This window comes from Ruegeria denitrificans (genome assembly GCF_001458295.1).
GTDB classification, from domain to species: Bacteria; Pseudomonadota; Alphaproteobacteria; order Rhodobacterales; family Rhodobacteraceae; genus Ruegeria; species Ruegeria denitrificans.
This window is the reverse complement of sequence record NZ_CYUD01000019.1, coordinates 1-15,611: the sequence shown is the minus strand read 5'-3', so window position 1 is coordinate 15,611 and position 15,611 is coordinate 1. Positions and strand designations below refer to the sequence as shown.

9 protein-coding genes are annotated in these 15,611 nt (G+C 54.2%); 2 read left to right on the top strand and 7 right to left on the bottom strand.

What is annotated here, in order from left to right:
• Window positions 1-33 precede the first annotated feature (33 nt).
• From RUE5091_RS20520 to RUE5091_RS20495, 6 genes are all read right to left on the bottom strand, one after another.
• The gene (locus RUE5091_RS20520) at window positions 34-846 is read right to left on the bottom strand and encodes a class I SAM-dependent methyltransferase (protein WP_058283846.1); all 813 of its coding nucleotides are present in this window, start codon (window positions 844-846) and stop codon (window positions 34-36) included.
• Window positions 847-1,277: 431 nt separating this feature from the next.
• Window positions 1,278-3,848, bottom strand: a complete 2,571-nt coding sequence (locus RUE5091_RS20515) for a hypothetical protein (protein ID WP_131726349.1) — start codon at window positions 3,846-3,848, stop codon at window positions 1,278-1,280.
• Between the two features lie 353 nt (window positions 3,849-4,201).
• Window positions 4,202-6,961 (bottom strand): calcium-binding protein, encoded by a 2,760-nt coding sequence (locus tag RUE5091_RS23770; RefSeq protein WP_279385385.1) that lies wholly within the window; start codon window positions 6,959-6,961, stop codon window positions 4,202-4,204.
• 305 nt (window positions 6,962-7,266) lie between these two features.
• Window positions 7,267-7,920, bottom strand: coding sequence for a hypothetical protein (locus tag RUE5091_RS20505; protein WP_058283809.1), 654 nt, complete (start codon window positions 7,918-7,920; stop codon window positions 7,267-7,269).
• Window positions 7,921-8,301: 381 nt separating this feature from the next.
• Window positions 8,302-9,633 carry an HlyD family type I secretion periplasmic adaptor subunit gene (locus tag RUE5091_RS20500; RefSeq protein WP_165590813.1) on the bottom strand — a complete coding sequence of 444 codons (1,332 nt, stop codon included), beginning with the start codon at window positions 9,631-9,633 and terminating at the stop codon, window positions 8,302-8,304.
• 38 nt (window positions 9,634-9,671) lie between these two features.
• The gene (locus RUE5091_RS20495; protein ID WP_058283807.1) at window positions 9,672-11,456 is read right to left on the bottom strand and encodes a type I secretion system permease/ATPase; all 1,785 of its coding nucleotides are present in this window, start codon (window positions 11,454-11,456) and stop codon (window positions 9,672-9,674) included.
• Window positions 11,457-11,755: 299 nt separating this feature from the next.
• Here RUE5091_RS20495 and RUE5091_RS20490 point away from each other — a divergent pair, with 299 nt between their 5' ends.
• Complete coding sequence (locus RUE5091_RS20490; protein WP_058283806.1) at window positions 11,756-13,114, top strand: sensor histidine kinase; 1,359 nt, start codon at window positions 11,756-11,758, stop codon at window positions 13,112-13,114.
• On the opposite strand, the gene RUE5091_RS20485 is transcribed toward RUE5091_RS20490, so the two are convergent.
• On the bottom strand, window positions 13,111-13,833 hold the full coding sequence (locus RUE5091_RS20485; RefSeq protein WP_058283805.1) for a response regulator: 723 nt from the start codon (window positions 13,831-13,833) through the stop codon (window positions 13,111-13,113). The two genes, RUE5091_RS20490 and RUE5091_RS20485, sit on opposite strands and share 4 nt — an antisense overlap.
• Before the next feature lie 198 nt (window positions 13,834-14,031).
• On the opposite strand from RUE5091_RS20485, the gene RUE5091_RS20480 reads away from it, so the two are divergent.
• Complete coding sequence (locus RUE5091_RS20480; RefSeq protein WP_058283804.1) at window positions 14,032-15,132, top strand: class I SAM-dependent methyltransferase; 1,101 nt, start codon at window positions 14,032-14,034, stop codon at window positions 15,130-15,132.
• The last annotated feature ends 479 nt before the right edge of the window (window positions 15,133-15,611 follow it).

Genomic DNA, 15,611 nt, shown 5'->3' with positions numbered 1-15,611 from the left:
GGTGACAACGCGGACAAAGCTACATTGATATTGTTATGCCTTGGCGACGAAAACGTGTCCTTGAATACGGCCAGATATCGAGCCAACGCCAAAGGATTTCTCAATATCAGCCGCCGCCGCTTCAGTGATTTCATTTAGCAACTCTGCCGCACGTTCTTCCAGCTCGTTCCTGAGCGGAGTTCCTTGGCAATAGGCCAACGCAGGAACCATCGAGTTACTTGCACGGCTTCGTTCAGAAATAGTGAATGTTTCCACATGACTAAATCCAGCTTCGCCAAGGTCGCTGACAATGGTGGTAATGTTCCCGTGCCCGTGAGGTGTTCTTGCCAAAAATTCAGGCGGATCATCAGGAAAAAACCGTGACGCGGTGGCCGTTACGCTTTGAGCAAATTCATTCTGCTCTATCCGATCCCAGACGTTGAAAATAAAGCGACCATCTTCCTTCAAGACGCGTAGAGATTCCCGATAGCCTGCTATCTTATCAGGGAAAAACATCACACCAAATTGGCAACAAACGACGTCGAATGATCTCGCCTCAAAAGGTAGTTGCAGTGCATCAGCTTGACGCCACTCAATTTGATCTGAAGGAGGCTGCTGGCTCGCCGCCCGGTCCAGCATCGGTTGGTTGAGATCAGTGACAACATAGCGAGTGGATTCATTCAGCAACGGAGCCAAAGCTCGGGTGACCACACCGCTACCGGCGGCAGTTTCAAGAACATCCTTGGGGTTCGTTTTTGCAACCCTCTTCGCGATGTCGACGGCATATGGTTCAAAAATCAGCGGAACAAGATATTCGTCATAAACATCAGGGATCGACCCGGTAAAATTTTTGTCTTTGGATGACAATACGAACACTCCTTGACCAGATCTTGAACCCAAAAGATAAATTCATAGCACAGTTTCATAGTTTGGTCACTTTGAGCTCACGACTGACCTCGAAGACAGTGCCGCATTTTTTTTGCCGGGTCATCGGGATTGCCATCACTCGCGGTCCATTCAGGACCTTGGCCGCCATATTCGTTCGCTGCGGTGCAGCTCGGCAAAGCCGCCATTCGTTGCCTGAGCAAGCTCACTGGATGCAAGAACGACCCTACAAATTTGACGGAGGATTAGGTGGTAGGAATCTGCGTTTCTTAAAACGGATGAACTAGTCGACCAACTTTTCAATGCTCAATCTGGAAAAACCAGGGCCGCGTTGGCAATCAAAGAAATACTCCGCTAAAACTGCTAAACGGCACCCGGCCTGTGAAATGGCCGGGTGGAGTGTCGATTGTGCTTCAAGCTATGGACATTCCCAAGGCTTCCAGCTGGCTCACCAGCGCGCTATTCGCCTCGTCGATAGAGTTCCAGTCATCTGCAGTGAGGTTACCGAGGTTCAGGTCCTCCGCCTGAATATCCTGGAGCGTCACCGTATGACCGCCGTTTCCGACGACTTCAAACACCAGATCAGCACCGATCTCGCTGACTGAAACGTCTCCCTCGCTGAGCGAGTTGAAATCCAGCACGTCCTCGGTTGCATTGAAACCGGTGATCTCTGTCTTCACACCCCAGTCCCAGTTCAGCTCTGCAACATCGGCTCCTATACCGAATGAAACAGCGCCTGCCGTCTGGTCAACGTCTATGTCCGTGGACCCGCCATCTGTGACACCACCATTGTCAGTGCCAGAAGAGCTTCCGGTGAGATCACCGGTTCTGGTCTGATGGCCGTCAGTCGTGGCTCCAACTGGTGCCTCTGGTGTCAGCAAAATTGTGCGGTCGACCAGCGTCACATCGGTTTGGTCAAACCCAAACGGGGCCTCAAGATTGTCTTCCATCACCTGATCATGGTGAAACTCAACCAATCCGGGGATGAGGTCAGCCTTGGAGACGCCTGTCAATGTTATGCTTTGCCCGGTCGGTAGCGATGAAATAACCAACCCCTCGTTGCTATCCTCGACGCTCAGACGCTCACGTGTTCCGAAATATAGGAAACTGACCTTCATGGTGGCTGGGTCGAAACCGTCAATCACCTCATGCACACCATATTCATGGCTGCGCACATAGATCGTATCGGCGTTGCGCGGACCAACGCCTTGTTCCCAGCTGACAACAGCTCCCATATCCTGCCTGAAGTGCTCGTTACCAACCAAGCCGAAGTCGTTAATCGTAACATCCTGGTAGGTGATGCCCTGTACAATCTGGGCTGCATCCGACCAGGGGCTGTCTATCACGATCTCTCCTGTCGATGACTTGGTCACGATCATGCCGTGCACAGATGTGCCACCGAAATCCAGTTGATCCACTCCGGGGCGGAACCCGGTTATGTCGTCGGCGTTGCTATCTGCCCGGAATTTAACGCCGCCTGAATCCGTTGTGCCAGTTGCGGCGGGTGGGTTTGACCCATCGGCATCGTAGCTCAGTTCATAACCTTCGCCGACACCCGGAGTGACAACGATTTGACCCAAGGCAGAGGATATCTCGTTGAGCACTGCCTGATCCGTGATCGAGAAATTGCCTAAATCCAGATCAGCCAGTCCAAAGCCGGTGAATATGATTTGTTTCGTCACGTTGCCTTCGGTCAACTCAATGCGGACGGTCTGACCAAGAGCGTCACCGCTTTCTCCAAAGATCGCGAAACCATCGGCAGAGATATCCGGACCAATTTCAATGACGTCGCCCATCGCAGGCATGAAACCGTCTATCAATTGCGCGTCTGATGCGAGGCTTAGTGTGACATGCATGTGCTGATGGTTATGACCATTGCCGCCACCGCCGGGGTTCGTCCCATACGACCCCACCATGCTAAGAACCTCAGTCGCTGCAGTGCTGTCTAGGATTGTGAAGTTGGCGGGGCTCAGATCCGCCAGAGTCACACCGCTCAACGTGGTGGATTGGTTGTTGGATGGGATCGCAATCACAACGGATCCATCAACCTCACGAACGTCCAGCGCATCTGCGCCCACCCATGAGATTAAAATAGTATCGGTCGCTGGATCAAAATCCGGGACTGTTTCATCCGCGCCCCAAGCCCAGGTTATAACAACATCCGCCGTGTCCTCTGTGGCGTTGGCGGTTCCATTGCCTGTCGGACCGGTCGGCAACGGCGGCTCGGGGGGCAGAGAGACATTTCCTGAACCGCTTCCACCGCCTGTATCCGTTGGCAAAACACCATCGGTATAGACCTTGATGGCGTATTCTACCGATGGCGCGTCGTAGCCGCCGAATTGATCGATATAGCGCAGAATGGATGTGCCATATTCATCAGTTGATACATTGCCGCCCTGCAAAAGGGACAGGGTTCCCCAAGCGCCGCGCAAATGCGCCGCCGCCATGATCCCGGTCATGGTGAGGGTTACGGTCACTTCTTGCCCGTTATCAATATAAGTTCGGGTTGTGCCGAGATAGTCGCTCAGGCTTTCGCCCTGATAGCCCAAACCGGTCTCGATTACCTGAAGGTTATAGCCAAAGGCTTCCTGTATCGCTCGCTCCTGCGCGGCCTCGGTGGTAAATTCTTCCAATGAGTTGACGCCGTTTTTACCGGTCCAGCTTCCGTCCCACGTATTCGAAGCCGCACCGTTTCCGTAGTAGACATCGTCGGTGTAATAACCGAGATCGATCAATAGAGGCTCACCGAATTGATAGCCGACGAAACCCAGTGAGTTCACTGAGCGATAGGACATGGCATCCCATTCGTCGCTACTCAGATCAGACCAGCTCGAGTATCCGGGGTAAAAATCGGTAACTTCGCCACCGGCCCATTGGTTCAATTGCCAGTCCTGAATGACCCCCGCGTCATAGCGATCTCGATCCCAGCCAGATTCAAAAGCACGTAAGGCGTCGCGAAATTCTTCATATGTTCCATTATTCATCTGAAACAAACTCCCATCTTGTCTTTGTGCAAGCCGGCAAATTGCGGCTTTCTTAGCCCGATCACGTCGGACCCAACTTGGGTAACAAGCCAGAAGCTCAAGATAGGTTAAGAGTTCATTAACGAATTAATCTGCGCGGATTCGGGCCCAGATCGTCACCCATGCTGCGCAAAAAAACGCCATAGGTCAGTGGGTTATAGCCGGACTTGAGCAAGAGATCGGTGCGATTGCGCGAGTCTTCGCCAAATTTGGAATGACACAATAAATAACTTTGCATCATTGCCAGATCGAATTGTTAAGAAAGCCTCAGCCGATCCAGACCGGCTGAGGCGTTTTCGATAATCAGCGGATGATCAGAGACCCCAGTCCTGCGACTGCTGAACAGTCAGTTCACTGATGTGCTGCATGACGTCATAGTGCTCATCAACACCCTGAACACTGATCACCTTTTGGCCGTTGGCCTTGATCCAGTGTGTGCTTCCAAACCAGGTTATCTGAAGTTGATCCAGAGACGAGATTCCAAACCCTTCCAGATCGACGACGATCGAGTCATCAGCCTCGAAATCACGGATCACCTGACCGCCATACTGGCTGCCCGGACCGGTGATGACAAAGGTATCGCTACCTTCACCGCCGAACAGACCAGCAAAACCTGCTTCGGTCGACTGGTCCGCATCGAGGATGATCACGTCGTCTCCATCACCGCCATACGCATTGGTCACCAACGCCCCTTTGCGGATCAGGAGGATGTCGTTGCCATCACCGCCATCAAGTGTGGTGATTGAATCGCCTCCCCCAATGAGATAGTCGTCTCCGGCACCTCCATAGAGGGTGGTCAGATCGTTGCCTTCACCGCCGACCATATAGTCCCAACTGTCGGTACCGTGGCCAGTTTCACCAGTTTCAACATTGATCTGGTTGCCGTATTTCTCGAACCACTCCAGCGTGTTTGCGCCAAAGGCAGGTTCGTAGACAATTTCATTGCCCTGAAGGCTGCGCAGATCAATGTAAGACGGGTCAAAACCGTTTCCGTCATCGTCATAGCGCACGATGTCTTCACCGGTCATTTTGCTGAACAGCACGATCTGACCATTCTCGATGCGGTGGTCCAGGTCGAACCAGCCGGTCATCCCGTAAGCGTCGAGGTCGATCTCGATCCGGTCGCCATCATAGGCGTTGAAATCGGTGATTGTGTTCTCGCCTCCGTCCAGTACGAAAGTGTCAGCTCCGGTGCCACCGGTCAAAGTGTCGTTACCTTCACCCGAAACCAATGTGTCGTTGCCTGCTCCACCATCCAAGATGTCGTCTCCATCCATCCCGTTTAGGATGTTGTCGCCGCTATCGCCGGTCAGACGGTCATCGAATTGGCTGCCAATGACATTTTCCATCTCGTAGACATAGTCACGCCATTGCGCGTTCTTGTGACCGTCATATTCAACGTCGTTCACCTCAAAGTAGCTTTTACCGTCTTCTTTGCGCATGTCCACGGTGACACCACTGCTGGCATCGAGATACGCGATGGTATCGTTGCCGTCGCCGCCGTAGATGTGGTTAAAACCAGACCCCGCGATGAAAAGATCGTCGCCGCCAAAGCCCCAAAAGCTGTCATCACCGGCCTTACTTTCCTCACCGTCTTGGCCGAACCGGTTATATCCCATAAGGATGTCGCCGTAGTCCGTACCAAAGAGGTAGTCAGCATTGGCTTTCCCATAGATCTCGGTTCCGCCATAAGCGCCCAGCATCAGGAACTTGCTTCCGCCCAACCCGTCAAGCGACCCGTTCGGCAAATCAAAGGACTGGCCCGATTGCATGTCGACACCGTCTTTGTCGATGAAAAGCGCGCTTTCGACGACCTGCTTTGCCCAAGCTTGACGGATACTTAGATCATCCCAATTCAAACTTGAGGGGAAAGAGCTTTTCAGGTCGTCCCAGAAGATGACAGCGATCAGTTTGGGCGTGTCTGTCGATTCATCATAGATCCGGAACGCCTGCGCCGCTGGCAAACCTTCATGCTGGAAGGTGATGTCGTCGAAGTTGTTCGCGGTCAACGGAACGATGATCGTATCCTGTGTCGGATCGAAATCACGCACATGCGTGGCATTGCCATCTTGGAACTCACCGCCGACTTGGCCACCCATATTTGAGAGCACTTCTCCCATTCCGAAGAACAGCTTCATCAAGCCGCCCAGCGGCCCGGGCAAGATGGCCTTGGCGGCCGCACCCATGCCTGTCCACATTCCATCGGCCATGTAATCCATAAAGCCTTTGCCATCGTTTGTGGGCGCATTTGCATCGCCAAGCACGAATGTGTCAAAGCCAGAGCCGCCCCACAACTGGTCATGACCGACCTGACCTTGTTTGTTACCGGAATAAAGCCAGTCATTATCGGCGCCGCCATAAAGCGTATCTACGCCGGTTCCGCCCAACAGAATATCGTTGCCGGTGCCACCATAGATTGTGTCGTCATCAGCACCGCCATCGATAAAGTCATTGCCTGACCCACCGCTGAGTATGTCGTTGCCAGCGCGGCCAAAGATCGTGTCATCTCCACCCATGCCAAAGATCTTGTCGTCGTGCTTGTATGAACCGTTGCGATGCGTGTCCGCGCCGTAGATCACATTAGCGTTGTCATTCCCGATCACGCCTGCTTCGACCCTATAAACGATGTCTTTTTTGGCGCCTTTCTTGTGGTCAAAGTGATGGAAAATGTTATTGGTGAAATTGGTCTCATTCTCACCCATGACTTTGACAAAGCCGGCTATGACCTTTTCGGTTACATCGGTCCTGCTATTGTAAGTCGTATATTCCTGCCAATTCCTGGACCAATACTGATGATCATAGCTGTCGAAGTGCATCTGGTCGGGCGTCATCCCAATCTCGGTGTCAATTTCATTGGCCGCGCCTGATAGCTGAACCTCATAGGACGTGTCCGCGATGATTTCTGGCAAGATTGATGCCTCGGGGCCAGCAAGCGAAGCCTGCCCGGAAGACTCTAGCGATTCACCGCTCGTCCTCACAGAGAGAAGTTCTTCGTTCTGTTCTTCGGTCATATCTTCTGTTTTGACCGAACCCATCGAAAAAGCTTGGTGGTTGGATTTGTTTACATGTTTCATTTTCTTTCCTCCTGTTTCCTGGATTGTCGGTGCCCGAGGCTCGGGCCCACACGCATCGCAGATCATAGGAAAGATGTGGTTTTTCAGGCCATTGATCTCAACAGGGGAATACAGTCTAAGTTGTTACAAAGTATGACAAAAATGGAAATCAATGCATTGGAAAACAGAGAACCCGGCTGGCGCCGTGTCAAGCCCCAGCCGGTGAGTTATTTTTCCTTTGGTTGCCCGGGCGCCTGTTTCGAAAGGAACAAAGACGCTCGGATTTTGGTTGAGCCGCGATAGATGATCGCAGAATTTCGCCCCACTTAGGCGACCAGATCGACAAAGAAGCTGTCAGTCGGAACGGGGGTTCCGCAGATCTCTTCGCTGCTTTCGGTTGGAACGATTTCGCACAACGGCGGAGTCGGCATTTCCATCTCGTCCTCCGGTACCTCGGTGCCGCATTTGGGCAGCGGCATGATCGGGGGCACAGCGATGATGTCGTCGCCCTGATCCAGGACGATCGGATCGAAGGGCAGCGGGTTCACTGCAACCAGGTCCTCACCATCTTGAGGTACCTCAGTACCACAACGGGGATCAGGCATGATGGGGGAAACAGCGGTGTTCTCGTCGCCTTCACCGGCAGGAACCGCACCAAAAGGCAGCGGGTTCACTGCAACCAGGTCCTCACCGTCCTGAGGCACTTCAGTGCCACAACGTGGGTCGGGCATGATCGGGGAAACAGCGGTCAGGTCTTCACCTTCACCGGCAGGCACTGCGCCATACGGCAGAGGGGCCACTGCGACCAGGTCGTCGCCCTGATCCGGTACAATCGGATCGGCTGGCAGCGGGGTTACCGCGGTCAGGTCCTGACCATCCTGGGGCACCTCGGTGCCGCAACGGGGATCGGGCATGATCGGCGTCACAGCGATGACGTCATCGGCCACAATTTCGAAGTTTGTATGTGTGTTGATAGTCATTGGTATTCTCCTCATTAAAGTTGGTACTTGGCACCGAAAAATCTGTTGGAAACGTCCTCCTCGGGTATACAAACAAGGTGGTTGTCCCAACTGTTTTTTACAACGTGAAATCACGCCGTAAATTGTTACAAAGTATGACAAAAATCTCTTCAGAAGCGGTGATTTTCCTGCTCATAAGCTTCTGTGTTACGCACCAAATTTGCTGACCAATTTCGGTGGATGTTTCCGCGTAATTTCAGGTTGGTTCTCACCGCCTAGTTCGGTGCTATTGAGGGTCTTCAGAGATACGCAAAATGAAAGACCAGCGCCAAATTTGACGCTGGTTTCGTTGTCATGTCACGTCTTGAAACGTACAAGCATTCTGTCGTTTCGAACCGCCGATCAAACCTCCCGGAAGGTTGTCCTGATCTGCTTACTGAGCGGGTCGACAAGGTACTGAAACAGAGTCCGCTCTCCGGTCTCTATGTACACTTCTGCGGGCATGCCGGGCAGCAATTTCAGCTGACGGTCGGCCAGAGTTTCAACCGCGCTCTCATCCAATGCGACACGTGTTTCATAAAATGGCATTCCAGTCATTGGATCAGTTTTAAGGTCGGCCGAGACAAACTGGACATTGCCCTCAAGCCTCGGGGCGATGTGTTGGTCGAATGCTGAAATCACAACCGTGGCGGCCTGACCAACCGAGACATTGTTGATATCCTGCGGCATGACGCTGGCCGTTACGACGAGCCCGTCGTTTTCCGGCACGATTTGCATCAAAATCTCGCCTGGCGAAACAACGCCACCTTCGGTGTGCACACCCAGTTCGTGGATGATGCCATCTGCCGGTGCCCGAATTTCAACGCGCGCCAGCTGCAATTCCGCAGCGGCCCGGCGTTCCTTCAAGCCATCAAGCTCGACCTCCAGCGCAGAAATCTCGTTCATCACCTGCTCGCGGAAAGTCTTCTCAAGCTGCAGGATGTTGATCCTGGTCTCGCTGATACGCCCACGCGCTACCGCAATCCTTGAGGTCAACCCGCCGCTGTTGCCTAGCAAACCGCTGCGCTGGCGTTTCAGCGTGGTAATTCGGGTTGCAGGTGTCAGACCTTTCTCAAAGAGTTGGGTCAAACCCTCCAACTCGCTGTCAATCAGCTCGATTTCTTCGATAGAGGCCGCATACTGTGCCTCAAGACCGGATATTTCCTGTTCCGTCTGCGTGATCCGTTCTTCGAATGCAGCGACTTCACCCTCCTGAGACAGGCGCCGCGCCTGCATGACGGCACGCTGCGTTGTCAGGGTGCGTTGCACTTTGGGATCATCCTTCCGCGCGGCAAGCTCCTCAGACAATTCGATCTCGTCCAAACCGTCACGTTCAGAAATCAGACGCGACAGCTGGGCTTCCACTGCGATCAGGCGGTCATCAACCAGCAACTGGCTGCCGGACAAAAGCTTGTCGTCGAGTGTCAGAACAACGTCCCCGGCGGCGACCCGATCCCCGTTGCTGATATGGATTTCTCCGACAATGCCACCATCGGGGTGTTGAACGGCCCTAAGATCGGATGAGACCACAACGTTTCCGCCAGTTACAACGGCACCGGACATGCGGGCGGTTGCGGCCCAGCCGCCAAAGCCGATTGCCAGTACTGCAATTGCGGCAAGGCCAAAGCCGATGAACTTCCAGGACCGGTCAACGAAAGCTTCGGTCTGGGTGTTGGGTTTTGCATTGGTATTCATAACTTCCTCCATTTGACTGGCTGCGGCGCCGGGCTGGATCAGCCCGCAGCAGCGACAGGGGTTTCGTCAGTGTTCTCTTGCGTCGGCTGAGGCTGGCTCTTTGCCAGCTGAGCCGGTTGCTGTGCAGCGGCCGCCTGATTGCGTTGACGCAGGCGCTCCATCACTTCAGCACTGGGGCCGAAATCACTGGCACGGCCGTCGTCCATAATCAGGGCTTTGTCGACGGATCCGAGCACGCTGGCCCGGTGGGCGATGACGATCACAATCGCACCGCGCGTTTTGGCAGCCTGGATCGCGTGGTTCAGGGCAGCTTCGCCCTGAGCGTCCAGGTTTGAATTGGGTTCATCCAGAACCACCAGGAACGGATTGCCATAAAGTGCTCGGGCCAGTGCAATGCGCTGACGCTGACCACCTGACAGAGCGGCCCCACGCTCACCTACCGCTGTTGCATAGCCGTCTTTGAAGCTTGCAATCAGCTCGTGCACACCGGCGGCTTTTGCAGCAGCAACGACCATCTCATCTTTTGCTTCAGGATCGAAACGCGCGATGTTCTGGGCAATTGTGCCGTCAAACAGCTCAACATCTTGCGGCAGAAAGCCAATCTGCGGGCCGAGTTCTTCGGGCAAGTACTGATCAATCGGTACCCCGTCGAGGCTGATGCTCCCTTTGGCCGCAGACCACGCGCCAACCAACGTGCGGGCCAGGGTCGATTTACCACTGCCGGTCGAACCGATCACGGCGAGGGCTTCTCCGGCCTTCATGTCAAAACCTACGCCTTTCAGAACAGCCGATGTCACCATAGGCGGCGCGGCGATCAGGCCATTCACGGTCAGAGACTTCTCGGCCTTGGGCATAGAGATTCTGGCGTCGTCTTGGTCGCAGGACAGAGTGTCCTTCAACTGTGCCCAGGCCTGACGCGCGGCCACCAGGCTGCGCCAACTGCCGACAAGCGTTTCAATCGGCTGGAGGCCACGGGACATGATGACCGATGCAGCTACAATCGAACCAGCTGAGATTTGCTGATGAATCGCCAGATAGGCCGCAACCGCAAGCACACCGGACTGAAGGGCCAGACGGAACACCTTAGTAAAGCTGCCTGAGACACCAACAGTATTGGCGGCCTTGGCGCTTGCACCCAGATGCAGGTCATTGATGTCCTGCCAGGACTTGCCAAGATTGGCCTGCATACCCATCGCACGAACCATCTCGGAATTGCGGCGACTTGCTTCAGCCAAGCGGCTGCGTTTGCCAGAATGTTGCGCCTGGACGCAGGCCGCAGCGCGCACCTTGATATCGGTCACGAAAGCGATCACCAGCAGTGCGATTGCGCCAATGACGCCAACCAGGCCGAGCCAGATATGCATGGCAAAAACCAGACCCAGATAAACAGGTATCCAGGGCAGATCAAACAGCGCCCCAGCACCTTGACCGGACAGGAAGCCTCGGATTTTTTCGACGTCCTGAATGGCCGCCGCCGGGTTGCCGGATGTGCGATGAAGCGAGGGCTCTGCGAGCGAACAGTCGAACGCAGTTTTTGAGAGCCTCTGTTCAAAACGATGCCCCATGGCGACAAGAACACGGGTGCGTGCACCGTCGATCAGGGCCATGAAAAGATAAAGGCCCGCGACAAGTGTACTGAGGGCTACGAGCGTGTTTACGCTCTGGCTTGACATGACCCGGTCATAGATCTGGAGCATGAAAATCGGGCCAGTCAGCATCAGCAGGTTCACGGCACCGCTGAACACGCCGGTGGCGATCAGATTGCCGCGGAGTGCGCGACGCGCGCCGACGAGTTGCGGGTGAACGGACGAATGCGAATTCATAACGGGCCTCCAATAAATATGTCTGTGGGGGGTACGTGGGAGCCCGCAGTAAAAGCCCCAAGGTTTTGTCACACTTTGATTCAATTGGCTTTTCTGCTCTTAGTGGGGCGAAATAGATGAACCGCACGCTCAGTCGGGTTTTTGGCCAAGGCCAGAACCCCTCACATCCGCCGCTGAACTAAAGATGCAATTTCCGCTTGGGAAAGCAGCCGAAATTGAACTAGCGTCCAATCTAAGGGGATGGAACAGGGAGCCTACGCGCGATGCGCTGGAATGATCTGACACTTCGAACACAGGTTATGAGCATAGTGCTCATCAGCTGGGCGATTGTCGGCGTGTTTTCGGTTGTCACCGACCTGGTTCAGATCCGCAATTCTCGCGCTGAAGAGATCCAAAATCGGGGCGACGCATTTCTTGCTCAAGTCGTTTCAACCTTGGCCCACATACCGCCTGAAAGCCGCGCCGAAGCAGCGCTTGGCTTCTTTCCCGCAGAATGGAGCGTCAGAGTAGGCACGCAGGATGCAGCAACCGCGCTGGTAAATGGCCGCCAACGCCCGAACATGGCGGATTGGCTGGCGGCGCGGCTAGAACACCGAGGGATCGCTGTCGCGGAACTGTCCGTGGCGGAGACGGTTATTGACGCCAGACACGACCAAAGCGCGTTGTTGCACCTGTTCAAGAGCCACGCGGGTGAACCCCTAGACGCAGAAAGCATTGACGCGTTTCTGGTAAGCGTTTTCTCGGTCCGGCTTAAAGATGACGAGGAGTGGCTGAACTGCTATTTGCTGATGCAAAACAAGAGCATCGCGCCTTTGGTCGTTGTTGGATCCATCGACAGTCTGGTCGCGCTTGTCCTGCTTTGTACTCTCGCGTTTCTCATCCAGAAAGTCATGCGTCCGCTCAGCGCCATGGCCGTCAATGCCGAGTTGATCGGCCGAGGTGAAGAGGTCGGCCCGCTGATCGAGACAGGTGCCATCGACATCCGCCATACGATCATCGCGTTCAACCGTATGGAAGCCCGGATTGTTCTGGCGCTTGAATACAAGACCACCTTGCTGCGTAGCCTTGGGCATGACCTGAAAGGGCCGATTGCCCGGATGCATGACGCGATCGAGAAACTGGAGCCAACGGCCTCCAAAGAACAGCTTCTCAACCGGTTGGATACGCTGAGCGAGATTGTCAACTCTGTCACCGACCTCAATCGCAAAACACACCACGATGGAGATCTTGCGCGATTGGATCTGCGCTCATTGATCGAAGCTTTGGTCGAAGAGCAGGTGGATGCGGGCCGCGACGTGACCTACACCATCGAGCAATCTGCCATAGTGAAGGGGCGTCACAATGCGCTCACCCGTGTTCTGCGAAATCTTCTGGAGAACGCGGTCAAATATGGCGGTCGTACAAATGTTACTCTGACCAGAGTAGACAACATGGCCGCAATTCATATCGACGATGAGGGACCGGGCATCCCGGCCGAGCAGTTAGAGACCGCATTCGAGCCATTCCAAAGGCTTGGCGCTGAGGGACCCGGCAGTGGGCTTGGTTTGGCCATTGTACGGACCATTGTCGTCGATCAGGGTGGTACTGTGTCGTTGGAAAACCGCGCAGGCGGGGGACTGAGGGCGAGCGTCTTTCTACCGATTGATAAGCACAATTAGCCGGGTCTGAAAATGTAACCCTGCCCCCAGACCGTACGGATATGCTCTGGGTTGGCAGGATCGCTCTCGATCTTGGACCTTAGCCGCTTGATCAAGGCGTCGACGCTGCGGTCCCCTGCCCCACCGTGCTGCCGAGTGCGCGCGACGGCCAAAAGGTCTTCCCGCGTGCAAAGTACATCCGAGTTCTCGACGAAAAACCGCATGACCCGGGCTTCACTTGAAGTCAGGGTGATCACGCGCCCATCCTCGTGTTTGAGGTGCCGCTCGTTCTCCACCAGTTCCCAAGGACCAAACCGTGTTAGGCGTTTTTGACTTTTCTGACCCGTATCCCGGCGTCTCATGAGCGCCCGGATACGCGCCAAAAGTTCTAGGTCGTTGAAGGGTTTGATTATGTAGTCATCCGCGCCCAATTCCAGCAACGAAATGCGTTCGGCATCGTCGTCAATTGAACTGATCATGATGATTCCGGCATCGAGGCGCGCGGCTATCTCTCGACAAAGCACTTTCCCGCTTGTGCCCGGCATAACGAGGTCCAACAGAAAAAGATCATAATCCTCGCTTTCTATCTTTTCCCGGGCCGCTGGAACATTTGGCACGTGATCAATCTGGTAGCCTTTGTGTCGCAGGAAAACACAGACGTTCTCGGCAAATTCTATATCGTCGTCACAGATTAGAATCCGTTCATCGATAACGGTGGACCCGTCCGCGGCCTCGTTCATTCTGTACGCTCCTCAGGAGAAGTTTCTGCTGAGATAACAGCATTGGGCATCGCACAGTGTCAACGATGCAGCCAACGAGCGTTGCAAGTCCCAAACACGCTTTAACTGGAGGTTCGGTGTCGGTTTGGCCTGACAAGCGGCTTCCGGACCCGTAGTATTTTGCCACTTGATAGCCGGTATCGCATTGAGGGCCAGCACATGAGTGATCAGCAAGTTCAATCGGGAAAATCGACTGAAGGCATGGTGGATTACAACGAGAACTCCTCTGCACAACTGCAATTGGTTCGTCTGCTGAGTCCACTTGTTCGCGATTTGGTTTCTTCAATGGACGAGCCCGAGACCGAGTTCAAGATCGTGGACTACGGGTGTGGACCAGGTGTCAACTCCATTGAGGTGGTCAAGCCAGCAATAGAGGCGTGTTTGGAAAAGTTCAGCAACTCACCAATCGTCGTTTGCCATTCCGATCAGGTTGGCAACGATTGGAACACGTTGTTTGAATTGGTCGAAGGTCCGACAGGATATACACATATTTCCAAGAATATCCGCACCACAGCAGCAATCGGATCATTTTATAATCCGGTAACATCCGCAGCGTCGGTGTCCATCGGGACATGTATTTTCGCAAGCCATTGGCTGAGCCAGGGCATTCAACTGAACTCGCCCGGGACCATCTGGTTCGCAGATCTTCAAGGCGATGCCCGGCAAATTGTCGACGGGATCGCGCAGAACGACTGGACTCTCTTCCTGCTTCAGCGGGCTCAAGAGTTGCGTTCAGGAGGGTATCTTGTCGTCGGAACACTTGGCTCTGTTCCCGACCCATCCGAGAAAAACGGCATCGCCGCATCAGGGCGCGGTATCTATCGCGCGATTCAGGCTGTGGCAAAGGCGATGATAGACGACGGCCTCATTAGCCACGAAAGTCTCGGTTCATTTTTGTTCTCACTTTGGTTTATGACGGAAGCTGAAGCGAAATATGCTCTCGAGCAAAACGACGACCTGAGAGACGCGTTCGAAATATGCCAGATCAATGTGAAACCTGCGCCGATCAAAGCTGACGACATCTTCAAGGAGCATATCGATGATCCCGACACCTATGCCGAGAAATATGTTGGATACACCCAGGCCTTTGCTGACTCCACTTTGAGAACGCAACTGTTCAGCCCCAACTGCGACAGCGCCGAAATGCTCGACCAGTTAATGGCCGAGTTTTACAGCCGCCTCGCGCGGTTCTATGAGGCTGAGACAAGCAAATACGCATGCGAAGTTTGGCACCTCGTTGTCGTTCTCCGCAGAAAATAACAAGAGACTGGCATTCGCACTACCAGCATCAGTGAAGTTTTTCAGTTTAGACACTCTCCAGCGGCGCTCAGCATTTTGGCGGGAGACGGCCCACAGCAGACCTTGAGTACGGTCTTAGAATGCTGCGATGCAGCCCGTCGAAGCTGGCATTCGCTGCGGCCGCATGATCGACGGCAGAACGAATTCACACTCCGCGGAATGAAGCGGCCGTTCGTTGCATCACAGCAAGTAATCCCGGAAGGATTGAAACCAAGCCGCGAAAGCCACTTAAGACCGACAAAGTTCGAGACCATTCGAAACTGTACAGATAAAAAAGCGCAGCCGTTTTAGTCAGGGATTTCCACTGTTCCGACAATGTGAGTTCGCCTTAGGGGCAGCGCTTGGTATGCTGAGGCGATGTCTGTTGTCGCGATACCGCTGCCAGGGTTCTGTTGCAGAGTTTAGAGGGCGACGAGCTATTTCAGTGATCGCTTCGGAGT

Coding starts and splice junctions, on each gene's coding strand:
- RUE5091_RS20515 (WP_131726349.1), bottom strand. CDS start 3,848: ATGAATAATGGAACATATGAAGAATTTCGCGACGCCTTACGTGCTTTT.
- RUE5091_RS23770 (WP_279385385.1), bottom strand. CDS start 6,961: ATGAAACATGTAAACAAATCCAACCACCAAGCTTTTTCGATGGGTTCG.
- RUE5091_RS20505 (WP_058283809.1), bottom strand. CDS start 7,920: ATGACTATCAACACACATACAAACTTCGAAATTGTGGCCGATGACGTC.
- RUE5091_RS20500 (WP_165590813.1), bottom strand. CDS start 9,633: ATGAATACCAATGCAAAACCCAACACCCAGACCGAAGCTTTCGTTGAC.
- RUE5091_RS20495 (WP_058283807.1), bottom strand. CDS start 11,456: ATGAATTCGCATTCGTCCGTTCACCCGCAACTCGTCGGCGCGCGTCGC.
- RUE5091_RS20490 (WP_058283806.1), top strand. CDS start 11,756: ATGAGCATAGTGCTCATCAGCTGGGCGATTGTCGGCGTGTTTTCGGTT.
- RUE5091_RS20485 (WP_058283805.1), bottom strand. CDS start 13,833: ATGAACGAGGCCGCGGACGGGTCCACCGTTATCGATGAACGGATTCTA.
- RUE5091_RS20480 (WP_058283804.1), top strand. CDS start 14,032: ATGAGTGATCAGCAAGTTCAATCGGGAAAATCGACTGAAGGCATGGTG.